Source organism: Dyella agri, from assembly GCF_044904705.1.
GTDB lineage: Bacteria > Pseudomonadota > Gammaproteobacteria > Xanthomonadales > Rhodanobacteraceae > Rhodanobacter_A > Rhodanobacter_A agri.
In genome coordinates this window covers 593,512-617,142 of record NZ_JADIKL010000002.1, presented here as the reverse complement: position 1 = coordinate 617,142, position 23,631 = coordinate 593,512, and the positions used below count along the sequence as shown (strand labels likewise).

General features: G+C 67.9%; 22 protein-coding genes. 11 read left to right on the top strand and 11 right to left on the bottom strand.

Annotation, left to right across the window (positions count from 1 at the left end; translation table 11 throughout):
• Position 1: 1 nt before the first annotated feature.
• The 5 genes from plsB (at position 2) to ISP14_RS05210 (ending at position 5,561) form a co-directional block, all read left to right on the top strand.
• On the top strand, positions 2 to 2,686 hold the full coding sequence (gene plsB / locus ISP14_RS05230; protein WP_404536842.1) for a glycerol-3-phosphate 1-O-acyltransferase PlsB: 2,685 nt from the start codon (positions 2 to 4) through the stop codon (positions 2,684 to 2,686).
• Positions 2,687 to 2,713: 27 nt separating this feature from the next.
• A complete protein-coding gene (gene ubiE, locus ISP14_RS05225; RefSeq protein WP_404536841.1) occupies positions 2,714 to 3,466 on the top strand; it encodes a bifunctional demethylmenaquinone methyltransferase/2-methoxy-6-polyprenyl-1,4-benzoquinol methylase UbiE in 753 nt (250 codons plus the stop codon).
• 10 nt (positions 3,467 to 3,476) lie between these two features.
• Positions 3,477 to 4,115, top strand: a complete 639-nt coding sequence (locus tag ISP14_RS05220) for a TMEM175 family protein (RefSeq protein WP_404536839.1) — start codon at positions 3,477 to 3,479, stop codon at positions 4,113 to 4,115.
• 49 nt (positions 4,116 to 4,164) lie between these two features.
• Positions 4,165 to 4,842: a Pr6Pr family membrane protein gene (locus ISP14_RS05215; RefSeq protein ID WP_404536838.1), complete on the top strand. Its 678-nt coding sequence runs from the start codon at positions 4,165 to 4,167 to the stop codon at positions 4,840 to 4,842.
• A gap of 98 nt (positions 4,843 to 4,940) precedes the next feature.
• The gene (locus ISP14_RS05210) at positions 4,941 to 5,561 is read left to right on the top strand and encodes a hypothetical protein (protein WP_404536837.1); all 621 of its coding nucleotides are present in this window, start codon (positions 4,941 to 4,943) and stop codon (positions 5,559 to 5,561) included.
• Positions 5,562 to 5,615: 54 nt separating this feature from the next.
• Here the strand turns inward: ISP14_RS05210 and ISP14_RS05205 are convergent, their stop codons facing one another.
• The 3 genes from ISP14_RS05205 to ISP14_RS05195 are packed head-to-tail and all read right to left on the bottom strand — an operon-like array spanning position 5,616 to position 8,102.
• Positions 5,616 to 6,305, bottom strand: a complete 690-nt coding sequence (locus ISP14_RS05205) for a glutathione S-transferase family protein (RefSeq protein WP_404536836.1) — start codon at positions 6,303 to 6,305, stop codon at positions 5,616 to 5,618.
• 52 nt (positions 6,306 to 6,357) lie between these two features.
• Positions 6,358 to 7,194: a PhzF family phenazine biosynthesis protein gene (locus ISP14_RS05200; protein ID WP_404536835.1), complete on the bottom strand. Its 837-nt coding sequence runs from the start codon at positions 7,192 to 7,194 to the stop codon at positions 6,358 to 6,360.
• Positions 7,191 to 8,102, bottom strand: coding sequence for a DMT family transporter (locus tag ISP14_RS05195; RefSeq protein WP_404536834.1), 912 nt, complete (start codon positions 8,100 to 8,102; stop codon positions 7,191 to 7,193). The genes ISP14_RS05200 and ISP14_RS05195 overlap by 4 nt, the downstream gene beginning before the upstream one ends.
• 126 nt (positions 8,103 to 8,228) lie before the next feature.
• Here ISP14_RS05195 and ISP14_RS05190 point away from each other — a divergent pair, with 126 nt between their 5' ends.
• The 3 genes from ISP14_RS05190 (at position 8,229) to pip (ending at position 11,581) form a co-directional block, all read left to right on the top strand.
• Positions 8,229 to 8,723: an Lrp/AsnC family transcriptional regulator gene (locus tag ISP14_RS05190; RefSeq protein WP_404536833.1), complete on the top strand. Its 495-nt coding sequence runs from the start codon at positions 8,229 to 8,231 to the stop codon at positions 8,721 to 8,723.
• A 172-nt stretch (positions 8,724 to 8,895) separates the two neighbouring features.
• Entirely contained in the window at positions 8,896 to 10,593 is a 1,698-nt protein-coding gene (acpA, locus tag ISP14_RS05185; protein ID WP_404536832.1) for an acid phosphatase, read from the top strand.
• 34 nt (positions 10,594 to 10,627) lie between these two features.
• On the top strand, positions 10,628 to 11,581 hold the full coding sequence (pip, locus tag ISP14_RS05180; protein WP_404536831.1) for a prolyl aminopeptidase: 954 nt from the start codon (positions 10,628 to 10,630) through the stop codon (positions 11,579 to 11,581).
• Here the strand turns inward: pip and ISP14_RS05175 are convergent.
• From ISP14_RS05175 to ISP14_RS05160, 4 genes are read right to left on the bottom strand one after another with little or no spacing between them, the layout of a single operon-like run.
• On the bottom strand, positions 11,572 to 12,255 hold the full coding sequence (locus ISP14_RS05175; RefSeq protein ID WP_404536830.1) for a DUF2894 domain-containing protein: 684 nt from the start codon (positions 12,253 to 12,255) through the stop codon (positions 11,572 to 11,574). The two genes, pip and ISP14_RS05175, sit on opposite strands and share 10 nt — an antisense overlap.
• Complete coding sequence (locus ISP14_RS05170) at positions 12,245 to 12,892, bottom strand: OmpA family protein (protein WP_404536829.1); 648 nt, start codon at positions 12,890 to 12,892, stop codon at positions 12,245 to 12,247. Before ISP14_RS05170 ends, ISP14_RS05175 begins: the two co-directional genes overlap by 11 nt.
• The gene (locus tag ISP14_RS05165; protein WP_404536828.1) at positions 12,889 to 15,051 is read right to left on the bottom strand and encodes a DUF802 domain-containing protein; all 2,163 of its coding nucleotides are present in this window, start codon (positions 15,049 to 15,051) and stop codon (positions 12,889 to 12,891) included. The genes ISP14_RS05170 and ISP14_RS05165 overlap by 4 nt, the downstream gene beginning before the upstream one ends.
• A gap of 11 nt (positions 15,052 to 15,062) precedes the next feature.
• The gene (locus ISP14_RS05160) at positions 15,063 to 15,746 is read right to left on the bottom strand and encodes a DUF3348 domain-containing protein (protein ID WP_404536826.1); all 684 of its coding nucleotides are present in this window, start codon (positions 15,744 to 15,746) and stop codon (positions 15,063 to 15,065) included.
• A 146-nt stretch (positions 15,747 to 15,892) separates the two neighbouring features.
• Here ISP14_RS05160 and ISP14_RS05155 point away from each other — a divergent pair, with 146 nt between their 5' ends.
• Together ISP14_RS05155 and ISP14_RS05150 are read left to right on the top strand one after the other, a co-directional pair.
• The gene (locus tag ISP14_RS05155; protein ID WP_404536825.1) at positions 15,893 to 17,758 is read left to right on the top strand and encodes a M1 family metallopeptidase; all 1,866 of its coding nucleotides are present in this window, start codon (positions 15,893 to 15,895) and stop codon (positions 17,756 to 17,758) included.
• Positions 17,759 to 17,882: 124 nt separating this feature from the next.
• Positions 17,883 to 18,869: an alpha/beta fold hydrolase gene (locus ISP14_RS05150; protein ID WP_404536824.1), complete on the top strand. Its 987-nt coding sequence runs from the start codon at positions 17,883 to 17,885 to the stop codon at positions 18,867 to 18,869.
• A gap of 75 nt (positions 18,870 to 18,944) precedes the next feature.
• Here the strand turns inward: ISP14_RS05150 and ISP14_RS05145 are convergent, their stop codons facing one another.
• Together ISP14_RS05145 and ISP14_RS05140 are read right to left on the bottom strand one after the other, a co-directional pair.
• The gene (locus ISP14_RS05145; RefSeq protein ID WP_404536823.1) at positions 18,945 to 20,030 is read right to left on the bottom strand and encodes an NHL repeat-containing protein; all 1,086 of its coding nucleotides are present in this window, start codon (positions 20,028 to 20,030) and stop codon (positions 18,945 to 18,947) included.
• A gap of 396 nt (positions 20,031 to 20,426) precedes the next feature.
• Positions 20,427 to 21,005 carry a methyltransferase family protein gene (locus ISP14_RS05140; RefSeq protein ID WP_404536822.1) on the bottom strand — a complete coding sequence of 193 codons (579 nt, stop codon included), beginning with the start codon at positions 21,003 to 21,005 and terminating at the stop codon, positions 20,427 to 20,429.
• A 237-nt stretch (positions 21,006 to 21,242) separates the two neighbouring features.
• Between ISP14_RS05140 and ISP14_RS05135 the strand changes: the two genes are divergently transcribed.
• Positions 21,243 to 21,677 (top strand): hypothetical protein, encoded by a 435-nt coding sequence (locus ISP14_RS05135; protein ID WP_404536821.1) that lies wholly within the window; start codon positions 21,243 to 21,245, stop codon positions 21,675 to 21,677.
• 70 nt (positions 21,678 to 21,747) lie between these two features.
• Here ISP14_RS05135 and ISP14_RS05130 read toward each other — a convergent pair whose 3' ends face one another.
• On the bottom strand, positions 21,748 to 22,518 hold the full coding sequence (locus ISP14_RS05130; RefSeq protein ID WP_404536819.1) for a M48 family metallopeptidase: 771 nt from the start codon (positions 22,516 to 22,518) through the stop codon (positions 21,748 to 21,750).
• Positions 22,519 to 22,650: 132 nt separating this feature from the next.
• Entirely contained in the window at positions 22,651 to 23,568 is a 918-nt protein-coding gene (locus ISP14_RS05125) for a recombination-associated protein RdgC (RefSeq protein ID WP_404536818.1), read from the bottom strand.
• Positions 23,569 to 23,631 lie beyond the last annotated feature (63 nt).

Below are 23,631 nucleotides of genomic sequence, written 5' to 3'. Positions count from 1 at the left end.
GATGCAGAACATATCCATCGCGGATTCTCCACGTCGCCGCGCCCCCTGGTGGTTCCACCTGGCCGGGCAGCTGCTGCAACCCTGGGTGCGCATCCGCCGCGACCCGGCCGAACCGGCCACCCTGCTCAAGGCCGGCGTGCCGGTCTGCTACGTGATCGAGCGCGACGGCTTTTCCGACGCGCTGATCCTCGATCGCGCCTGTCGCGAGGCCGGCCTGCCGAGTCCGCTGCAGCCGCTGGCCGGTACCCGCCGCAAGCGCTCGGTATTCGCGCTGATGCGCCGCGACGGCTGGCTGTTCGGGCGCAAGCGCCACCGCTCGCCGAACGAACCGCTGGGCCAGCTGGTGCATTCGCTGGAAGGCATGCCCGACCGCGATATCCAGATCGTGCCGGTGTCGATCTACGTGGGCCGCGCGCCGAACCGCGATTCCGGCTGGTTCAGCGTGCTGTTCTCCGAGAACTGGGTGATGGTGGGCCGCTTCCGCCGCCTGCTGGCGCTGCTGCTGAACGGCCGCGACACCGTGGTGCACTTCGCCGAGCCGGTGTCGCTGCGCGAGGTGCTGGCCGAGTCCGGCGAGCTGCCGCCGCCGCGTTTCGCGCGCAAGCTGGCGCGGGTGCTGCGCACTCACTTCCGGCGCATCCGCGCGGCGGTGATCGGCCCCGATCTCTCGCACCGGCGCACCGTGGTGGACGACGTGCTGCGCGCCGAGCCGGTGCGCGCCGCGATCGCCGCCACCGCCGCCAAGGAAAAGATCAGCGAGGCCAAGGCCTGGCGCCGCGCGCAGAAGATGATGCTGGAGATCGCCGCCGACTACTCGCACCCGGTGGTGCGCTCGGCCACGTTCCTGCTGTCGAACTTCTGGAACAAGTTGTACGACGGCATCGCGATGCACCACTTCGATAAGGCCCGCGCCGCCGCGCCCGGACACGAAGTGGTGTACGTACCCAGCCACCGCAGCCACGCCGACTACCTGCTGCTCAGCTATCAGCTGCACATGTCCGGCGTGGTGCCGCCGCACATCGCCGCGGGCGTCAACCTCAATCTGCCGCTGATCGGGCCGATCCTGCGTCGCGGCGGCGCGTTCTTCATGCGCCGCACGTTCAAGGGCAACGCGATGTACTCGGTGATCTTCAACGAATACATGGCGCAGCTGATCGACCGCGGCGTGCCAATGGAATACTTCATCGAGGGCGGCCGCTCGCGCACCGGGCGCCTGCTGGCGCCGCGTGCCGGCCTGTTGTCGATGACCGTGCGTGCGTTCCTGCGCGCGCCGCGCCGGCCGGTGCTGTTCCAGCCGGTGTACATCGGCTACGAAAAGCTGATGGAGGGCAAGAGCTACGCGGGCGAACTCAGTGGCCAGCCCAAGGAAAAGGAAACCCTGTTCGCCCTGCTGCGCGGCGTCGGCGGGCTGTTCAAGCAACGCTACGGCCACGTCACGATCAACTTCGGCGAACCGATCGAGCTGACCCCGCTGCTGGATGCGGCCAGCGCCGACTGGCGCAGCGCCAGCGCCGATCCCGACAGCCGCCCCGAATGGCTGGGCGGGGTGATCGACCGGGTCGCCGAGAAGATCCAGATCAACGTCAACCGCGCTGCGGACGTCAATCCGATCAATCTGCTCGCACTCATCCTGCTGGCCACGCCCAAGCACGCGATGGCCGAGAACGATCTGTTGGCGCAGCTCGAACTCACCAAGTCGCTACTGCTTGAACTGCCCTACTCCGACCGCGTCACGCTGACGCCGATGGACCCCGCCGGCATCATCGCCTACGGCGAGCAGATGGGCTGGATCCGCCGCATCAAGCACCCATTGGGCGACGTGCTCGACGTGGAAGGCGAGCAGGCAGTGCTGCTCAGCTACTTCCGCAACAACGTGCTGCACCTGGCCGCCGCCGCCGCGTGGGTGGCCTGCTGCTTCCTCAACAACCGGCGCATGTCGCGCGCCTCGGTGCAGCGGCTGGGCCGCATCATCTATCCGTTCCTGCAGGGCGAGCTGTTCCTCGCCTGGGACGAGGAAGGCTTCGGCACACAGCTGCAGGCCACCATTGATTTCTTCGTGCGCCGCGGCCTGCTCGAGACCACCGGCGAAGGCCGCATGCTGGAGCGCGCGCCGGGCCAGGACGACAGCGCCTTCCAGCTGCGGATGATCGCGCGCAGCCTGATCCAGGCCTTCGAGCGCTACTACATCGCGGTCGCCGCGCTGGCCAAGCACGGCCCGCACGTACTCACCGCCGCCGAGCTGGAGAACACCTGCACGCTTACCGCGCAGCGCTTGTCCCTGCTCAATGAGCTCAACGCGCCGGAGTTCTTCGACAAGGCGCTGTTCCGCGGCTTCATCCAGAAGTTGCGCGAGCGCAAGGTGGTGTGGACCGACGAGTCCGGCAAGCTGGACTACAACAGTGCGCTGGACGACATGGTGCGCGACGCGCGCGTGATCCTGTCGCGCGAGATGCGCCATTCCATCCTCAAGATCACCCCCGGCGGCGAGCGGGATGTGGTGACCGACGAGATCGCGCTCGAACCCGCCGCACCCGTGCCGCCTGCCTCCTCCACCGATGCCGACACCAGCGCGGAACTGCACCAGCGCCATGTGGCTGCCGAGCACGAAGGCCATCGCGCGCAAGCCGTCGATGCCACCGCGGATGCGGGCGAACAAGAAGGCACCCAGGGCGACCTGCCGCTGTAACAACCCACCCTCTCTTTGCGTGACGCCATGAACGAACAGCCCGGCACCACCCATTTCGGTTTCCGCGACGTGCCCGTCGCCGACAAGCAAAAGCTGGTCGGCGAGGTGTTCACTTCGGTCGCGCGCAACTACGACCTGATGAACGACCTGATGTCGTTCGGCGTCCACCGTCTGTGGAAGCGCCACTTCGTGGCGATCAGCGGCGTGCGCAGGGGCGACCGCGTGCTGGACCTCGCCGGCGGCACCGGCGATATCGCCGCATTGCTCAAGCCGGTGGTTGGCGAACAAGGCGAAGTCGTCGTCGGTGACATCAACGCCGCCATGCTCGGCGTGGGCCGCGACCGCCTCACCGACCGCGGCCTGGTCGGCGGCCTGCGCTGGGCCCAGCTCAACGCCGAATGCCTGCCGTTCCCGGACAACAGTTTCGACGCGGTGACCATGGCCTTCGGCCTGCGCAACGTCACCGACAAAGACAAGGCACTGGCCGACATCTGCCGCGTGCTCAAGCCCGGCGGCCGCGCCCTGGTGCTGGAGTTCTCGCGCGTGCAGAGCGAGCTCTTCAGCAAGCTCTACGACTTCCACTCGTTCAAGGTGCTGCCCAGGCTCGGCCAACTGTTCGCCGGCGACGCCGGCAGCTACCAGTACCTCGCCGAGTCCATCCGCAAGCATCCCGACCAGGAAACGCTGAAAGGCATGATGGAGCGGGCCGGCTTCGGCAAGGTCGAGGTGCGCAACCTCTCGAACGGCATCGTGGCGATCCACCGGGCGTACAAGTTCTGAAGGACCAAGCATGAGCCACGGCGCGCAGCAGCTGGAACGCCTGAAGACTTTTTCCGATGGCGTGTTCGCCATCGCGATCACGTTGCTGGTGATCGAGGTGCACGTGCCGCGGCTGGACACGCTGGACGATGCCGCCTACCTCGCCGCATTGATGCACCTGTTGCCGAGCTTCATGGGCTTCGTGCTGAGCTTCCTGACCATCGGCGCGCTGTGGATCGCGCACCACCGGCTGTTCGGCGTGTTGGACAGCTACGAGCCCCGGCTGATGTGGCCGAACATGCTGCTGCTGATGGTGATCGCCTTCATGCCTTTCGCCACGGCATTGATGAGCTCCAACCCGCTCGCGCGCGTACCGGAAGTGTTCTACTCAGCCACCTTGCTCGCCGCTGGGCTGCTGCAATGGCTGCTGTTCCAGCTCGCGCTCCGGCCCGGGCGGATACGCCCCGGGGTGCCGCCGGAGGAGGTCAGCGCCATGCGCTGGCGCGCGCTGACCCTGCCTACGGCCGCCACCGCCGCGCTGCTGGCGGCGCCGCATATGCCGGGTAACAACAACTTCCTCTTGTTGACGATCCCGGTGCTCGCCCGCGTCTATGTCGCGATCGGCCGCCGCCTTGCCCTTCGGCGCATGAATGCCGCGATGGCCGACTGAAGGCTCGCTTCGTCACGCCCCTAAGCCAACACTGCCTGAAGGTCATCCCGTGACATCCGATCTTCAACCGGCCCGCACTACGCATCGTCTGCTCGCCGCCACCTCGGCTTTGCTCGGCGCCTTCGCCTTGCTGCTGCAATACCTGCTCTCGACGCAGCTGGATACGGTGTACGGACGTGGCTGGTTGCCGGGACTGTGGCTGTGCCTGGGGTTCTTCACGATCATCACCAACCTGCTGGTCACCCTGGCGCTGGCGGCAGCGGCGCTCGGGCCACGCGGCGCGTTCGCACGATTCTTCCTGCGGCCGGGCACGGCCACGGCACTGGCGATGAGCATCGTGATCGTGGCGCTGGTCTACCAGCTGCTGCTGCATGCGCTGTGGCATCCACAGGGATGGCAGTGGCTGGCCGATGTGATCCTGCATCGTGCGATGCCGGTGTTGTGCCTGCTGTACTGGTGGCTGGCGGTGGACAAGCGCGCGCTGCGCTGGCGCCAGCTTGGCGCCTGGCTGCTCTACCCGATCGGCTATTTCCTGTACGCGCTGGCGCGCGGCGCAGTGGACGGCTGGTATCCCTACCCGTTTCTCGATGTGGCCGCTCTGGGCTACCTGCGCGTGCTGCTCGACGGCTGCGGCATGCTGCTGGGCTTCGCGGTGGTTGCGCTGGTGCTGCTCACGCTGGCGCGCTGGCAGGTGCGTCGACACGCGCTTTTCCCCAGCGCCAGCTGAACGCTGCCGGGAAACATCGTCATCGCCCCTGCCCATGCTCCGTTCTCCGCACTCAGACCGTCCGTATAGCGGGCGGCACCCACGAGGAGGAGAACACCATGCAGAACCATACGCAGAAATGGCTGGTCGTTGGCTTGCTTAGCCTGTGCGGGCTGGGCGGTGTGGCGGCCGTGCAGGCGCAGACCGCGCCCACCCAGAACGCAGCCAGCGATACCCAGCGCGACGCCAACCAGCAGCAGCGCATCGAACAAGGCCTGAAATCCGGCCAGCTCAGCACGCGCCAGGCATCGAACCTCGAACAGCGCGAGGCGAACCTGGACCGCACCGAACAGCGCGACATGCGCAACGGCCCGATGACCAAGGCCGAGAACGCGCAGATCCAGCGCATGCAGAACCGCGACAGCGCAGCGATCTACAAGGACAAGCACGACGCGATCAAGGGCAACCCGAACTCGGCCTCATCGCGCCGCCTGCAGGCCGACGTGCAGCGCAACGCCAACCAGGAGCAGCGCCTGGCCAACGGCGTGAAATCCGGTCAGCTCACCAACCGCGAGGATGCGCGCATGCAAGGCCGCCAGGCCCACGTCGACCACATGGAGCACGTTGCAGGCACCAACAATGGCCGCGTCGGCCCGCGCGAACAGAAGCGCATCCAGCACGCCGAGAACCGCAACAGCAAACGCATCTACCGCGTGAAGCACAACGCTGCCAAGCGCTGATCCACGCACCCCAGCCAGCGCGGACCCATCCCGCGCTGGCTGGCGCATCCACGATCAGGACGCGCGCAGATCCTGCAGCCAACTGCCTGCGTCGCGCGCCTCGTCCTCGTGCTCGGGATCGCGCCACGGCTCCACCAGGGCCGCCTCGTACCACTCGCGCATCGCAGGCAGGTCGAGCAGGCGTTGCGCATAGGCCATCGCTGTATCGCCGAGCCGCAGGCCATAACTCTGGATGCGGAACGCCACCGGCGCGTAGAACGCGTCGACGGCGGTGAATGCCGCGCCGGCGAGGAATGGGCCGCCGAAGCGCGCCAGCCCCTCATTCCACAACTCGTCGACGCGGGCGACGTCCTTGCGCAGTGCCTCGCTTGGCGCATCGACGCGCACACGGACGCCGCAGTTCATCGTGCACGCGCTGCGCAACGCGGCGAAACCGGAGTGCATTTCAGCGGCGGCGCAACGTGCCCATGCCCGCGCCAGCGGATCGGACGGCCACACGCCGGCGTGCCGCTCTGCCAGGTATTCCGCGATCGCCAGCGAATCCCACACCACGGTGTCGCCGTCGCTCAGACAGGGCACCTTGCCGGTCGGCGAGAACGTACGGAACGCATCCCAGTTCACCCCGGCGCCGCCGACGAACGGCACCAGCTTCTCGTCGAACGGGATACCTAGCCCGCGCAGAAGCACCCACGGCCGCAGCGACCACGAGGAGTAGTTCTTGTTGGCGATATAGAGCTCGTACACGTCACACTCCCGGTTGATTGTCGAACGATACGGTCGGCCTCGCCGCGCGTGGCTATATCAGCCGCGCCCTGCCGGAGACGCGGATGGAACTGCCCGGCTCCGCCGGAATCTCGGCCTTGAGGCGCGAAGGGCAGCCCATGTCCACGCCCTGCAACACCTCGATGTCGCCGCCGTGCGGCCAGCCAAGATCGCGCAGGTAACCGGCGAAGGCCGCGGTCGCGGCGCCGGTGGCCGGGTCCTCGTAGACACCGCCGGAGGCGAAGGGGTTGCGGGTGTGGAAACACTGCGGCGCCTGCGCATGGGCGAGCAGGATGGTGACCAGCCCGGCGCGGCGCATCAAGGCACGGCCGGCGTCCAGCTCGTAGGCCATCGCCGCCAATGCTTCGCGGCTGCGCAGGGCCAATGCCAGATGATCCGCACCGCCGTGGATCAGCGCAGGCGGCAGGCGTGGATCGAGATGTTCGCGGGTGTAGCCGAACAGTGCCAGCGCCTCGTCTACCAGCGCTTCAGACGCGGGTGCGCTGCGGGTCGGCGGCGATTGCAGCGCCGCGCTCAAGACGCCGTCCGCGCTGCGACCTTCGACGGTGATCTTCGCCGCGTTGAGGGTCAGCGCGAACACGCCGTCGCCCTGCGCGAGCGCCAGCGCCGCACCCAGCGCGATCGTGGCGTGGCCGCAGAACGGGACCTCGGATTCGGGGGAGAAATAACGCACCCGCCAGCCATCGCCCTGGCGCGTGGCGAAGGCGGTTTCCGAAAAGCCGACCTCGGCGGCGATCCGTTGCATCGCCGCCGCGTCCGGCAAGGCATCGGCGATCAGCACACCCGCCGGATTGCCGCCGGCATCGCCGTCGGCGAAGGCTGCGATGCGCAGCACCTCGCCGGAACTCACGTCGGCTCCGAGACCGCCGCAGGCGCCGGCGCAGCCCGGCGCCGCGCATTCGCCATCACCACGCCGCCGATCACGATGGCACCGCCCACCAGCACCATCGCGCCGGGTACTTCGCCCAGCCACGCCCAGCCGATCACGATGGCGATCGGCGGCGAAAGGTAGATGAAGCTGGACACGCGCGAGGCACTGGCGCGGTGGACGGCCATGTTCCAGGCCAGGTAGCCGATGAAACTCGGCGCGATGCCCAGCCACAGCAACGCGACCACATGCGACCAGGGCGCCGCCGCCAGCGCCTGCGGCAGGCCGCCCGCGAACGGCAGACAACCCAGCGTGCCGGCGAAGAAGGTGCAGGCGGTGACCGCCAGCGTGCCCGAGCGCGCGAACAGCGGCTTCTGCCCCACGAAGAAGATCGCCGAGGCCAGCACGCACACCAGCACCAGCAGCGCCTTCGGATCGGCCTCGACCTTCTGGCCGCTGGCCAGCACCACCAGCACCGTACCGACCAGCGCGATGGCAAGGCCGGTCCAGGTGCGCAGACTCAGGCGCTCGCGCAGCCACAACGCCGACACCGCCGCCGTCGCCGCGGGCACCAGGCAGATGATGATGGACGCGGTGCCGCTGGCGATGCGCGTTTCCGCCCAGTTGAGGCAGACGTGGTAGGTGGTGAGCCCGATCAACCCCAGCACGAACAGCTGCAGCCAGTCGCGTCGCGCCGGCAGCGGCACACGCTTGACTGCCAGCAGCACCGCGAAGCACAACGAGGCGATAGCAAGGCGCGAGAACGCCACCTCGCCCGGCGTGAACGAGGCCAGCGCGTACGCGATCGCGGCATAGGCCGACGACCAGGTGATCAGCGCGATGGCGATGCAGATCAGGGCACGTGCATCGAGGCGCTCGGTGACGCTCATGGGGGGATTCCGGCGACGGATGGGGAGTGCGCATCCTAGTCTTGCGTGCGATGCCGAGGAATAATGCATCGACAGGCCGTCACGATGTTTCGCCATCGATCGAAACAAAAACCGGAGCATGCCGCCTTGGAATCGAAACCCGAACTGGACGCCAAGGATTGGCAGTTGCTGGAAGCCCTGCAGCGCGACGCGCGCCTGGGCTACGCCGAACTGGGCCGCAAGGTGCGCCTGTCCGCGCCCGCCGTGGCCGAGCGCGTGAAACGGCTGGAGGAAGCCGGCGTGATCGCCGGCTATCGCGCGGTGGTGGAACCCAAGCGACTGGGTTACCGCATCGAGGCGATGGTGCGGCTGCGCTGCGACGGCGGCATCTGCGCACGCATCGGCCTGATCGTCGCCGACATCCCCGAAGTGCTGGACTGCCGCCGCCTCGCCGGCGAGGATTCCGCCCTGCTGCGCGTGGTGGCGATGTCCATCGGCCATCTGGAAAGCGTGCTCGACCGCCTGCTGAAGATCCACGCCAGCATCAGCACCACCACCTTGATCGTGCTGCAGGCGCCGCACGCGAACCGCGCCATCACCCGCGCGATGTGGGATGCCGCGCGCAAGCTGCCGCTGGACTGAACCGGTGCCGGGAAATCGTTCCACCGTTCGCCTCGCGTGCTTCATCCATGAACCGTGCCTGTCCCGTCGCGCCGGCCAGGCCCCGATCGGGCCCATGCGCCGCTTCCGCCTGAGCCGCGGCCGCCGCGCGGCGTGCATACTCCCTACCTCTCGCCGTTGACGAGTGCACACCATGACCGAAAAGCTGCCGCCCGTTCCACCCAGCGCGATCGACGACGCACCGATCGATCCGGCCCGGCGCCGGCTGCTGGGCGGCATCGCGATAGCCGGCGCTGCGTTGGCCGTGGGCAGCAGCAAGGCCTCCATGCTCAACCACGACCCACGCGTGGCCGACGCGGCCGACAGCGCGCTGGATGTCGCCTTGCGCAAGCACATCCGCCACGTGGTGGTGATCTACGCGGAGAACCGCAGCTTCAACAACCTGTTCGGCGGTTTCCCCGGTCTTGCGCAGCCGCTGTCCGCGCTGAAGCCCGAGCAATTCCAGCAACGCGACCGCGACGGCAAGCTGCTCGACACGCTGCCGCCGATCTGGCACGGCCTGATGCCGCACAAGCAAACCCTCAACGGCCGCGAGTACCAGATCACCGAAGACGCGATCCACGGACTCACCAATGCGCCCTTCGCGCTCACCACGCCGGAGGGCGAGCCGCTGCCGCAGGCGCTGGTTACCCGCGACCTGATCCACAACTTCTACAACAACCAGCTGCAGATCAACGGCGGCAGGAACGATGGCTTCGTGGCCTGGGGTGACAGCGGCGCGCTGGTGATGGGCCACTACGGCGACAGCGCGGACAAGCTCGCACTGTGGCAGCTGGCGCGGCAGTACACGCTGTGCGACAACTTCTTCATGGGCGCCTTCGGCGGCTCCTTCCTCAACCACCAGTACCTCATCGCCGCGCAGCCGCCGTTCTTTCCGGACGCCGACCAGGGCTCGGCGAAATTCCAGATCGCCGAACTGGAAGGCGACGACCCCACCGGCATCCTCCCCAAGCTGGCCGAGGATTCGCCCGCCAGCGCGATGCAGGGCCGACCGAAGTTCGCCTCGCGCATGGCGCTCACGCCTGATTTCTGGGCAGTGAACACGATGGGTCCGCCCTATGCGCCCGCCTTCACCGAGGATCCGAAGACTCCGTCGCTGGCCGATCCCACCGACCCCAGCACGCTGCCGCCGCAGGTGCACGCCACCATCGGCGACCGGCTCGACGCAGCCGGCGTCGACTGGGCCTGGTACGGCGGGGGCTGGCAACTGGCGCTGGACGGCAAGGGCGTGCGCGGCACCCACGACGCGTTTCCCTACGGCCCCAACTTCCAGATCCACCACCAGCCGCTCAACTACTTCAAGGCGTTCGCGCCCGGCAGCGCCGCACGCAAGCGACACCTGCGCGACGGCGGCACCGGCAACGACGCCTCCACCAACCGCTTCATCGCCGATATCGCGAAAGGCAGGCTGCCCCCGGTGGCGTTCTACAAGCCGCAGGGCGATCTCAACATGCATGCCGGCTATTCCGATGTGGCCGCCGGCGACGCGCACATCACCGGCATCATCGAAGCGCTGCAGAAGAGTCCGCTGTGGCAGCACACCTTGGTGGTGATCACCGTGGACGAGAACGGCGGCTGGTGGGACCACGTGGCGCCGCCCAAGGGCGATCGCTGGGGGCCGGGCACGCGCATCCCCGCGCTGGTGATCTCGCCGCACGCGAAGCGCGGCTACGTGGATCACACCATCTACGACACCGGCTCGATCCAGCGCTTCCTCAACCGCCGCTTCGGCCTGGAGCCGTTGCCCGGCATCGCGATCCGAGACGAAGCCATGCGCGACGCCGGCGGCCCGGCGCCGGGCGACCTCACCGCGGCATTGCAATTCGCCTGATCCCCTGCAGACCCGACATCCCCCGGAACGCACCATGCGCGAGCTGTACCCCGAGATCGAACCTTTCCGCACCCGCCGCCTCGCCGTCGACGCGCGGCACACGCTGTATGTCGAGGAGTGCGGCACGCCCGATGCCTTGCCAGTGATATTCCTGCACGGCGGCCCCGGCGCGGGCATCGCGCCGTACCACCGCCGCTTCTTCGATCCGAAGCGCTGGCACGCGGTGCTGTTCGATCAGCGCGGCGCAGGACAGTCCACGCCGTTCGCCGATCTCACCGACAACACCACCGCGCATCTGGTCGCCGACATCGAGGCGATCCGCGAGGAACTCGGCATCGAGCGCTGGGTGGTGTTCGGCGGCTCCTGGGGCTCCACGCTGGCGCTGGCCTATGCCCAGGCGCACCCCGAACGCGTGCTGGGCCTGGTATTGCGCGGCATCTTCCTCGCCCGCGACGAGGAGTTGCGCTGGTTCAACGAAGCGGATGGCGGGGCACGCTACATCTTCCCCGAGCGCTGGGCCCGCTTCCGCGATTTCATCCCCGAGGCCGAGCGCGGCAACATGACCGAGGCGTACTGGAAACGCCTCGACAGCGACGACGAAGCGACGCGTCTCACCGCCGCGCAGGCCTGGAGCGCCTACGAAGGCGGCAGCACCACGCTGGTCCACGATCCCGACGCCAGCGGCGATTTCGCCGATCCGCACAAGGCGGTGAGCCTGGCCCGGCTGGAGGTGCACTACTTCCGTCACGGCATGTTTCTCGAACCCGGCCAGCTGCTGCGCGACGTCGCGAAGATACGCCGCATCCCCGCCACCATCGTGCACGGCCGCTACGACATCATCTGCCCGGTGAAGACCGCGCTCGACTTGCACGAGGCGTGGCCCGAGGCCGCGCTGCGCATCGTGCTAGCCGGCCACAGCGCCGCCGATCCGGCCATCGTCGATGCGCTGGTCGAAGCCACCGACAAGCTGGCGGACCGCTACAGCTGATCCGGCGGCGGCGGCTTCTTCCGCCGGCCGCCACCGGCACGCGCAGGCTTGCGGGCACCGGTGGCGCCGTCGGCATCGTGGCCGGCGACCGCGCCGCCGCCCAGCTGCTCCATCCACGTCAGCACGTCGGTGTAGGCGATGAAGTGTTGCAGGTACCCGGGCGAGACTTCGCCCATCAGCATCATCGCGCGGTAGGTCAACACGCTGGAATGCAGGGGGCCGGCGTCTTCGGACAGCGAATCCAGGCACTGGCGCAGCAGGCCGTCGATGCGGATGCGGCTCCACAGTTGCTGGAACTCCTCCAGCACCGGCATCGGCGCGGCGTCGGCGACAGGCGCCGATCCAGCGGCTTCCCCCGCCTGTGCCGCGGGTGCGGCCAGCGCAGCGGCATTCAGGCGCGGCATCTCGGCGAACTGCTCCAGCAACTGCTTCAGCGGGCTTTCCCCTGCACTTCGCGATGGCTTCGCTCCGGGAGGGTCGGCGAGCAGGTCGGCGTAGGCATCGGCCAGTTCGCGCAGGCGGGCGTCCAGCCGGTGCCGTATCGGGCCGTTGTGACGTACCGCGCGTTGCGCCAGCGCGCTCATCAGCGCGAAGCGCAGCGGGTCGACACGGTCGACCCCCTGCTGGCGCCAGGCATCGAGCCGCGCGTGGACACCGGCCGGATCAGTGCGCATCGACCTTGCCGCCGGACCGCTGGCGCGGGACCGGCGCGATTTCCACGCGGCGATTCTTCGCGCGGCCGGCTTCGTCGTCGTTGGAACCGACCGGTTGCTCGGCGCCGAACGCGGCGGCGAACACCGACGATGACGGCACGCCGTCGGCAATCAACGCGCGGGTGACGGTCAGCGCACGGGCGGCCGACAACTCCAGGTTGTCGGCGAAACGCGCATTGGCCACGCGCACCGGCTGGTTGTCGGTGAAACCGCTGGCCATCAGGATTTCGTCGCGCGCGGACAGGTAGTCGCGCAGCGGGCCGGCGATGCTCTGCAGCAACTCCCGGCCGGCGGGCTGCAGCTGGTCGGAGTTGAGCGCGAACAACACGTTGCCGCTGATGCCGATGCGGCCGTCGATCACGGTCACGCGGCCGGCGGCCAGCGGCGCGGCCAGCGCCTGTTCCAGCGTCTTGAGCCGGGCGGCCTCCGCCTGGCGCTGCTTCACTTCCTCGTCCAGCCGGTTGTGCAGCAACAGCTGGGTGCCGATGACGCTCGCCAGGATCAGCACGAACGCACCCAGCAGCACCGACATCAAGTCGCCGAACGCAGCCCAGGTGGTGGCGCTGGATTCAGCGTCGAACTCGATCTCGTCGCTCATGCGCTGGCGGCCTCTGCGCTGCTGCGCGCGCCGGCCAGTTGCTGCAGCTCGCCAATGATCTGCTTCTGCGAAAGCATGCTCAGCTCGATCACCTCGCGCGCTTGCGCCACGTAGTAGGCCAGCTGCTCGTCGCTGCGCGCCAGCGACTTGTCCAGCGCCGACTCGATGCCTTGCAGGCGTTCGTTCAACGCCCCGGTGGACTGGCCGAACAGCTGTACCGCACCGCCGAACGCCTCACCCAGGCTGGCTACTTCCACCGCACTGCCGGTGACGTGGGCGGCGGCTTCGTCGAGCCTGCCGGTGTCGCTCTCGATCTGCGCCGTGAAGCGGTTGCCGACGCGTTCCAGCAGGTCGGCCGAGGTGGCGACCAGCGCGTCGATGGCGCCGCGCTGCTCGGTGGAGGCATGGTTGATCGCATCGAGCAGGGTCTGCAGGGTTTCCAGCAGGCGGCCACGCTCCTCCAGCATGGCGGTGTCGCGCACCATGCTGTCGGTCAGCTTCTGCCGCAGCTCGGCCACCACCTCGGCGGCGGCACGCGGCGCTTCGGAAGCGGTGGCGACCAGCCGCGCGATTTCGGCCAAGGTGTCGCGGGCCTGCGCCTGCGCCTGTTCGCTCATCGCCTGCGCGGTCTTTTCCAGCGTGGCGCAGACCTGTTGCTGGTGTGCCGCGACCTGTTCGCTGCCGCGCTCCCAACGCTGGCCGAGTTCGCCGGTCAACGCGGCGAAGGCATCGCGCCATTGCGCAAGGCGCTCGGCGTCGCGTGCCTGCAACACATCCTGCAGTTCGCCGTGCGAGCCTTGCATCGACTGGATCATTGCATCGCTGCGTTCGGCGAAAGCCGACTGCAGTTCGCCATGCGACTGCTGCAAGTTGCCGACCAGGGCGCGGGCGTGCTGGTCGAAGCTGGCCGAGGCGGCCACCAGCGCCTGTTCGTTGCGCTGGGCCAGAGCGTCGTGCGCCTCATGCTGACGGGTGAGCGCGCTGTTCCACGCCTCGGCAGTGCGGGCCGTGTTGTCTTCCAGCCGTACGGCCACGCTGTCGACCATTGCCGCCGAGCGTTGCTCAAAGGTCGTGGCGAACTGCTGCAGCGCCTGCTGCAGGCCATCGGCCAACGCCGCGTTGCCGCGCTGCTGCTCCGCAACCGCTGCGCTCCAGCTGTCGCGAGCCGCGCCGGCCGCACCCTGCACCGCGACATCGAGGCCATCGAGTTGCTTGCGCACGGCCTGTTCGATCGCCGCATGCAGGCGCCCGGATTGTTCGGCCAGCCCGACCATGGTGGTGTCCACCACCGGCTGCAGTGTGGCGCCGACGGCGTTGGCCTGCTGGGCGATGCCATCGTGCAGCGCCTGCTGCAGGGTCGCGGCCAGTTGCGTGTAAGCCGCCTCGGTGCGCTGGTGGAAGGCCTGCTGGCTGGCCTGCAAGCGTTCGCCGGCGGCCTGCTGCTGGCGTTCCAGTGTCTCGGCCAGCGCATGCAGGCGCTCCACCAGCACCGGCATCAGCGCGTTCTGTTCCTGCAGCACGCGGAAGGTCTCGCGGCGCTGCAACGATGGTGAGAGCTGGCCAAGGTGCGCAGCGATGCCGGCATCCAGCTGCTGCACGGCCTGTGCGCGTTCGCGGCGCAGCAGCGCCGACAGCAGCCCCAGCGCCGCCGAACTCGCCACGCCGGCAATCGAGGTGCCGAAAGCGAAGCCCAGGCCCTTGACCGGCGCGGCCAGCGAACTGCGGATGGCTTCCAGATCGGTGGCGCTTTCCAACGCCAGGCCGGTGCCGCGCAAGGTGGCCACCATACCCAGCAAGGTACCAAGCATGCCCAGCAGCACCAGCAGGCCCACGAGGTAGGGCGTCAGCGCCGGCGCGGGCAAGCCCGCGCGCTCGCCTTCGATGCGCAGACGCACGCTGTTGCGCAGACCCGGTTGCAGGCGGCCGAGCCAGCCGCCGAGGTCGGTACCGGCCTGTTCGATGGACGGCAACGCCTGCACCAGTGTGGCGGTGGCCTCGCGGTAGCGCAGCAGTTCGAACGCACCGGCGAGATAGCACGCGGCGATCAGCGCGGCGACGGCGACGGCCAGCGGGTGGTTGCCGAGGTAGCCGACGCCGATCCAGCACACGGCCAGCAGGCCGGCAAGGAACACGGTGGGAGCGATAAGGTTTCTGGACATGGGCAATACGGTTACCGGGTGCGCAGCGCTGCGAGCAGGCCGTCGATGGGGTGGAAGCGGACCTCCAGTTCGGCCAGCAGCGCCATGCGCATGTCCTGGCGGAACCGTGCCAGCCACGGGCTGGCGGCGGGAGTCGCGGGAAAGTCGTCCGGCGCATCGGCGCCGGCACGGGATGGCGCGCCGGCATCGCGCAGGCGCTGGAAGTGCAAACCGAGCAGGCCGGGGACCCTGGCCAGCAGCATCAGTTCGCGCGGGCTGAGCGTGGCCTCCATCACTGCGTCGACCTCGGCCAGCCGCGCCTTGGCCGGCGACTGGCGGGCGAGCATGTCGCGCAGGCGCCCGCGCAGCAGGCCGGTAGCCGCCTGCATCGCGCGCTGCGCGGCCACGCAGTGCTGGCGATAGGGCTGGTAGTCGGAGGCAGGCGCGATGTCGGCATCGATCGCCTGTACCAGCGATTGGCGCACGCCCACGCACTCGGCATCCTGCGCGTCGTCGAAATCCTGCCCGTCTCCGGCAACGGGCAGGCTGCCGTCCAGCGCCCGCGACAGAACCAGGGCACGGTTCCAGTCGAACCACTGGGCCAGCCGTTCGGTCAGCACCGGCGGCGTGCGCGGAAGATCGGTATCGCCGAAGCGGGCCAGCAGGCGAATGAACGCCGGGCCCAGCACGGGCGCCCGTGTGGAAGCTTTCGCCATGGAATCAGACTGAAAATGATGCATTTTACACGGCAGCGCCGGCCAGCCGCCTTCAGGTGCAGCCCGGGCACCGCGCCGTTCAGCAAGGCGGCCGGCGGCGCGCCGGTGGCATACTCCGCATTCCGTTTCCCTGCCGGAGCCGCTGCATGCGCCTGCTTCCCCTCCTCGCCCTCGGCGCCCTCGTGCTGCCGTTGGCCGCCCACGCCAACGACCCGCACTCCTACGCCCAGCCCGACCAAGTGGTGGTGACGCATCTCGACCTGGACCTGAAGATCGACTTCCCGCACAAGCAGCTGGACGGCGTGGCCACGCTGAAGCTGGACTGGAAGAATCCGAAAGCGGTATCGCTGGTGCTGGACACGCGCGATCTGAAGATCGCCTCCATCGACGCGCTGGACGCGGACGGCAAGACGCAAACGCTGAAATACGCGCTGGCGTCCTCCGACAAGGAACTGGGCAGCAAGCTCACCATCGAGACGCCGAAGCACCCGGCGCAGGTGCGCATCGCCTACGTCACCTCGCCCGACGCCTCCGGCCTGCAATGGCTGCTGCCCGCGCAGACGGCGGACAAGAAGCTGCCCTTCATGTTCTCGCAGTCCGAATCCATCCATGCGCGCTCGTGGGTGCCGCTGCAGGATTCGCCGGCGATCCGCTTCACTTACGACGCCCACGTCACGGCGCCGAAGGACGTGCGCGTAGTGATGAGCGCGCTCAACGACGCGAAACATCCGCTGGACGGCGACTTCAAGTTCGACCAGCCGCACGCGATCCCGTCCTACCTGCTCGCCATCGCCGCCGGCGACATCGCGGTGAAGGAAACCGGGCCGCGTTCGGCGGTGTACGCCGAGCGTTCCGTGGTGGACAAGGCCGCGAGCGAGTTCGCCGACACCGAGAAGATGATCGAAACGGCCGAGTCGCTGTACGGCCCCTACCGCTGGGGTCGCTACGACTTGCTGGTGCTGCCGCCGTCCTTCCCCTTCGGCGGCATGGAAAACCCCAACATGACCTTCGCCACGCCGACGATCATCGTGGGCGACAAGAGCCTGGTCAGCGTGATCTCGCACGAGCTGGCGCACTCGTGGTCGGGCAACCTGGTGACCAATGCCGCATGGCGCGACGGCTGGCTCAACGAAGGCTTCACCACCTACGTGCAGGGCCGCATCACCGAGGCGCTGTACGGCAAGCGCCTGGCCGACGAGGAGGCGCTGCTTTCCGCCCGCGCGCTGCAGAAATCCATCGCCCACATGCCTGCGAACTCGCAGAAGCTGGCACCCGAACCGCGCGGCGTGGGCGCCGATGACGCGCTCTCCGACGTGGCCTACGACAAGGGCTCGTGGTTCCTGCGCACGCTGGAACAGAAATTCGGCCGCGAGCACTTCGACGCCTACCTCAAGAGCTACTTCGACCACTTCGCCTGGCACAGCATCACCACCGAGCAGATGCTGGCGTACCTCAAGCCCAACCTGATCGAGAAGTACCCCGGCAAGATGAGCTGGGACGAAGTGCGGGCCTGGGTGTACGGCGCCGGCATCCCGAAGGACGCGCCGCTGCCCGACTCGCCGCGCTTCGACATGATCGACAAGGAGCGCGGCGCCTTCCTCGCCGGTAGCCTGCCTGCCGCCAAGCTCGATGCGAAGGACTGGAACACCCAGGAGTGGATGTACTTCCTCGACCGCCTGCCCGATGCGCCGAAGCTCGAACAGATGCAGCAGCTCGACGCCGCCTGGCACCTCACCGGCACGCACAACGCCGAGATCGGCATGCGCTGGTACGTGCACGCCATCGCCGCCGGCGACAAGGCCGTGTGGCCCGCCGCCGCCGAGCACATGACCCGTATCGGCCGGCTCTACCTCACCATGCCGGTGTACGGCGCGTTCGCGAAAACGCCCGATGGCCTGGCCTATGCCGAACAGGTTTACGCCAAGGCGAAGGACGGTTACCACCCGATGACCCAGCAAGCGGTGGAGCGGTTGTTTGCCAAGGCGAAGACCAAGCAAGCCGCCGCCAAGTAGGCTGAACACCCCGTCCCTCGTTCGCGGGGGACGGAAGGGCGCGCCGACGCCCGCCAATGCGCAAGCCTATCCCTGCCCTTCCCCGTACATGGGGGAGGCGCGCACCACCCCCAGGATCACGATCATGCCCACCGCCGACACCACCACCCGCCCGCTCTGGCAGCGCATGCTGCTCCGCCGGCTGAAGTTCCTCGCCATCGTGGCCGTGGTGCTGGGCGTGCTGCTGGGCGGCAGCTATCTGTTCGCGCCGCAGTGGCTGTTCCGCGCCGATATCGCGCGCGAGGCGATGGCCGCTCACCTCGAAAAACACACGGTGCAGGCCGGCGACACGCGCTGGTCGTATTACGAGGGTGGCGAAGGCCCCACCATCGTGTTGCTGCACGGCTTCGCCGACAGCAAGGAAGTGTGGCTGCCGCTGGCCAAGCTGCTCACGCCGCACTTCCACCTGCTCATCCCGGACCTGCCGGGCTGGGGCGAGTCCTCGCGCGACATGAGCGCGAGCTACAACATCGACAACCAAGCCGCGCGGCTGCAGACCTTCGTGCAGACGCTGGGCCTGGGCCGCTTCCTGCTGGTCGGCCACTCGATGGGCGGCGCGATCGCCGGCACCTATGCCGCCGAGCATCCCGAGCACGTGGGCGAGCTGGCGCTGTTCGACGCGTTCGGCCTGAAGTTCACGGAAAACGCCTTCGCCCGCGAGACGCTCGCCGGCAAGGATCCGTTCGTGTTCTCCGACCGCGCCGGCTTCTGGCGCGGCACCGACCTGGCCTTCGCGCAGCGGCCGGCGATCCCCGGCCGCTTTGTCGACGTGCTGGTGGCGCGCAACGTGGCGGACCACGCCTTCATCACCAAGGTGTTCAAAGAACTGCTCGAACCCTCGCAATACCTCGCCGTGCAGAATCGCCTGGACAAGCTCACCATGCCGGTGCTCGGCCTGTGGTGCAAAGACGACAAGATCATCGACATCTCCGCGCAGGACAGCCTGCGCAACGGCCTCACCCACGCCCCGGCGATCAGCACCAGCACGCTCAACGGCTGCGGCCACATGCCGGAACTGGAGAAGCCCGAGGAGACCGCGCAGATCCTCACCTCGTTCGCGCTGTCGCACTGAGGGTCCGCTTCATCAGAGCCAGGCCCTGCCACGTGGCGGGGCCTGGCATTCCGGCACGGGTAGATACGCGTCGCCTCAGTCGCCGAACGGCGGCGTCAGTCCGGTGAAATCACCGATCTGCTTGGCGTCATAGGGGCCATTGAGCTGGTCGTAGCCGCTGCCCGGCGTGTTCAAGCCCCCTTGCGTGAACACGGTCTTGCCCAGCATGTCGACCTCGATCACGCGATCGTTGAACTGGTCGCTAATCAACGTATGACCATTGCGCAAACGCACCGCCCGCGTGGGCAACGGCGTCGGATTGCTGCCGGCCTCGGTGTTGGTGAAGTACTGCCACACCGGCTTGTCGTTGCCGTCCACCTCGACGATGCGGTTGTTGTTGGAGTCGGTGATCAGCGTGTGGCCGTTGGGCAGTCGGCTGGCGAAGGCGGCGCCGCTCACCGTGCCTTGCGCGGTGAATGTCTTCACCAGCTTCCCGGCCGGTGTGATCTCGATCACCCGGTTATTGTTTTCGTCGGCGATCAGGATGTGGCCGTTGGTCAGCACCTCGGCGCTGTTCGGGTTGTTGAGCTGGCCCGGCCCGTTGCCGGATACGCCCGTAGCGCCGTACTGCCACACGACCTGCTTGCGCAGGTTGACCAGGATGATGCGCTGGTTGGCCTGGTCGGCGATCAGCACGTGCGGGCCGTACCGGCCCGGGAAGCTGACCAGGAACAATGCCTGCACCGGCGTGTTGAGCTGGTCCGGCCCCGCCCCCGCGACGCCCGCCTGGCCGTATTGCCAGATGATGTCGCCATAGTGGTCGACGATGAACACGCGGTTGTCGGGGCAACCGTTCACCGTGTCGCCGCAACCCGGCAGGCCCGGCGGCGTGCCGGTGCCGGATATCAGGGTAAACGTGCCGAAACGTTCGGCGTCGTTGGTACCGACCACGCTGTGTGGGCCAGGCAGATCGGAGCCGTTGCCGAAGTGCCACACCACTTGGTGCGTCTGGCGATTGATTTCGACGACGCGGTTGTTGAACTGGTCGGCGACGAGGATGTTGCCACCGTCGGTTTGAGCGAATGCCGGCCTCATCTGCAAACCGCCTGCGGCCATCCCGGCCACGACCAGGGCCAGTGCGAGGCGGCGCGTGATCAGTACGGAAATCGAGGTGCTTGCCATGGAGATTCCTCCATTCGGGTTGCCTGACGAAAGAAGGCTGTCGGCGCCGCGAGGCAAGCGCGATGCATGACCCGGAGGCCGGCGCGATGGCGAGCGATACCCTGCCGCGTAGCAGCCTCCCGTCCTTGCCGTGTAGCCATCCCGCCGTTGTCTGTCCGACCGACGACACTTCAGGCGGTCGTTACGTTTGCCTTATGCAACGGCCACTCGAATCGAAAGCGTCGGCGCGCAGATGAAACGCCGGGTGCCAAGTTGAGTGCCCCGTGCTGGTCGGATGGTTGTGAACAGACCGGAACCTCGCGTCACGAACGGCACTCCAGCCCAGCCGGAGTCCAAGGCAAAGACGCCCCATATGCGGGCAACCAGCCACCAGGCCGGACGCGCAATCTCCCGGGATCACCACAAACCGGGAATCAGCGCCTTCGTGCGTCGCATGTAGCCTACATAGGCAGCACCGAAGCGTTCGCGCATCCAGGCTTCCTCGTGACGCAGCTTGAACCAGAACGCGGCGGCGACGAGTGCCAGTGCCAGCAGGCCGCGCCATTCGCCGAACACCAGCGCCGTGCCGAGCAGACCAAGCAACATGCCGGTGTAGATCGGGTGACGCACCCAGCGATAGGGACCGACCACGACCAGCTCGTGGTCCTGCTTCAGCTGCACCGTGGCGCTCCAGTTGCGGCCCAGCGCCACCCGCGCCCAGCAGGCGAACGCCAGCCCGAGCAGCAGCAGCGCGAGCCCCAGCCACGCCCAGCCTTGCGACCACGGCAGGAAGCGCCGCCACAAACCGGCCAGGTGTGTGCCGCCGCCATGGGCGAACAGCAACAAGAAGGCCAGCAGCAGCGGAATCCGGTACACCAACAGCGATCCCCAGCTGTCCACCCGTGCGGCCGCCTTGTTGCCGAACGCGCTGACGAACCAGTACAGCAGCCACACCAGCCAGACCGCGGCAACGACGGTAGCGAAGGGAAAGGACATGGCGGCGACTCCCACCGGAGCGATGCCGCCAGCATGCGCTGCCGCGATGCCATGATCGAGTGACGGTTGTCAGGTCGTTCGACGGAACGCCACGCAGGCCGGAGCGGGTGGACCGTTGCGCGATAACGGCCGGGACGTATATATGGGCGCCTGGATCGGACGAGTTCGATCCGGGCGCCTGTGTTCGGCCCGAAGCAGACGTCGTTCGCTCATCGCGATGGACAAGGAGACGCAGCCATGCGGGAAAAGTTCGAGGTGTTCATCCGCTTCGCCTTGCTTGCGATGAGCGTGCCTGCCATTGGAAGGCCGACCGCCCTCGGCGTCGGGATGATGTTCATCAGTGTGTTTTTCTGCGATTCCGGCCCGCTTGAAAAGTGCGCCCGAATGGGCGCGACGATGATGATGGGATATCTGCTCTGCGCCGCTCTTCCGATACCGGCCGTATTTACCTTGCTTCGCTACAAGAAACCGCTCAACGCGTACATGTACATCTACCCCTTGCTGATGTTGGCACTGGCGGTGGTCGTTTACGAAAAAGATATCGTCGCCCTCGGTCTGAAAAGAGTCAGCTACGAATATGGATGCCTGGCGCTCGCGGCGTTTGCCTACCTGGCATTTCATCGAATGAACGCGAGGCGCGGGATATCCGCGGATCGGACCGACCCGCACTGATACTTGCGATTGGACCTGGCCATCTGGTCGCGCCCCGGAGAATGCGCTGCGGCAGGCTTACGCGAGCGCTTCAATCCGCCACGTCGGCCACCAGCCGATCCAGCTCCGCCTTCAACGTGGCGCCGTTGACGCGCAGCCAGTCGCGCTGTTCGCGCCAGTCAGGCAACAGGCTTTCCACCTGCGCCCAGAAGCGTGGTGCGTGGCTGCGCACCCGGAGATGACAGAGTTCGTGCACCAGCACGTAGCGCAACGCGACGGGCGGCGCCAACGCCAGCGCGAGGTCGAGGTTGATGCGGTCGCGGGTGTCGAGGCTGCCCCACAGGCTCTTCATCGGCCGCACTTTCAGCGCGGTGGGCGCCAGCCCCAGTTGCGGCACGTAGAACGCCAGCCAGCGCGCCACGTCGCGGCGGATCAGGGATTCGAAATGCGAAGCGAGCAGGCCGCGCGCCACCGGCAAGGCGCGGGTGTGCGGGCGCGGGATCACCAGGGTGAGGCCTTCGGCGTGCGCCTCGATCTTCGGATAGGCGCCGTCGGCCCAGTCAAGCGTGGCCAGCTCGCCGCGCAGCGGCAGCGTGCTGGCATGCCCCACGCGCAGCGGCGGCAACGGCTTCACGATCAGGTTCAGTTCGTCGAGCTTCTGTTCCAGCCAGTCGGCGTGGTGGCGCAGGAAGGCGCTGACCTGGGCCGGATGGGTGCCGTCGGGATAGGTGACGCGGGCGCCCTTGGGCGTCACGGTGAGGCGCAGGCGCCGCGCACGCGGATGGGTGGCCTTGAGCACGCGGATGGTATTGCCGCCTGCGGTCGCCAGTTCCAGCCAGTCGCCTTCGAGATGCTGCGCCATGATCCTGCTGCCTGCTCGTCCGGAGCTACGCCGTGGAGGGGCGTGCCCGGACGGACAGTATGTGGGGAGAACCGCATCCCGACGCAAGGGCTGCGGGTCATGCCCCCACGGAAGCGTGATCTGGCGCCAATCTCAGCCGTCGCTGGGACGAGGCAAACCGAACCATTCCTCGAGCTTGGCGAGCAGCCGCTCCAGTTCCAGGGTGAGCAGGGCAAAGCCGGCGTCGGCCTCGGCCTGGGCGTCCTCGAAGCTGTCGCCCAGCTCGTCCATCACCACGTCGAGGAACTTCAGCTTGCGCACGATCAGGTCTTCGCCCAGCACGAAGCTCATGCGGTCGTCGAACACCAGGCCGAGCTGGAATACCTGCTTGCCGTTGCGCAGGTGCTCCTTCACCTCTTCCGCATCGAGATCCTGACGGCGGCACTTGGCGATGGCGCCGGTGGCGCTGGCCGGGTCGCGCAGCTCCACTTCGTCGCCGAATGCGAGGCCGGCGGGCAGCGTGCCGTTGGCGAGCCAGTCGGTCATCAGCACGCGCGGGCCTTCCTCCGGCGCCAGCGGCACGGCGGGGAAGCTGCCCAACGCCTCGCGCACCTGGCTGAGCGCGTTCTCGGCGCTCTTGCGGCTGGAGGTATCCAGCACCAGCCAGCCGTGCTTGGTGTCGACGTAGGCGGACATCCGCGAGCTGCGCACGAAGGCGCGCGGCAACAACTCGGTGAGCAGGTCTTCCTTGAGGCGCTTGCGTTCGCGCCCACCCACCTTGCGGCCTTCTTCCTCGGCGATCTTGCGCACCTTGCGCTGCAGTTCGTCGTTGACCACGGCGGCCGGCAACAGCTTGTCCTCACCGCCCACGGTGAGCCAGGTGCAGTGCTTCACTGCGAGGGTGAGCGGCGCCTCGTCGCCACGGCCTACCGGCGGCACGAAGCCCTTGGTGAACATCTCCAGCGGGCCGCAGGGGCGCAGGCGATGCTCGCCCAGGGCTTCGTCCAGGCGCTTCAGGTCATCGGCGACGGCAGGGGAAAAGCGGAACAGCGTGAGGTTGCGGAAGAACATGCTCTATCCAGTAAAGGCTCGACACGAACGCCGTTCGCCCCGGGCGTCGTCCCGCAGGGACAG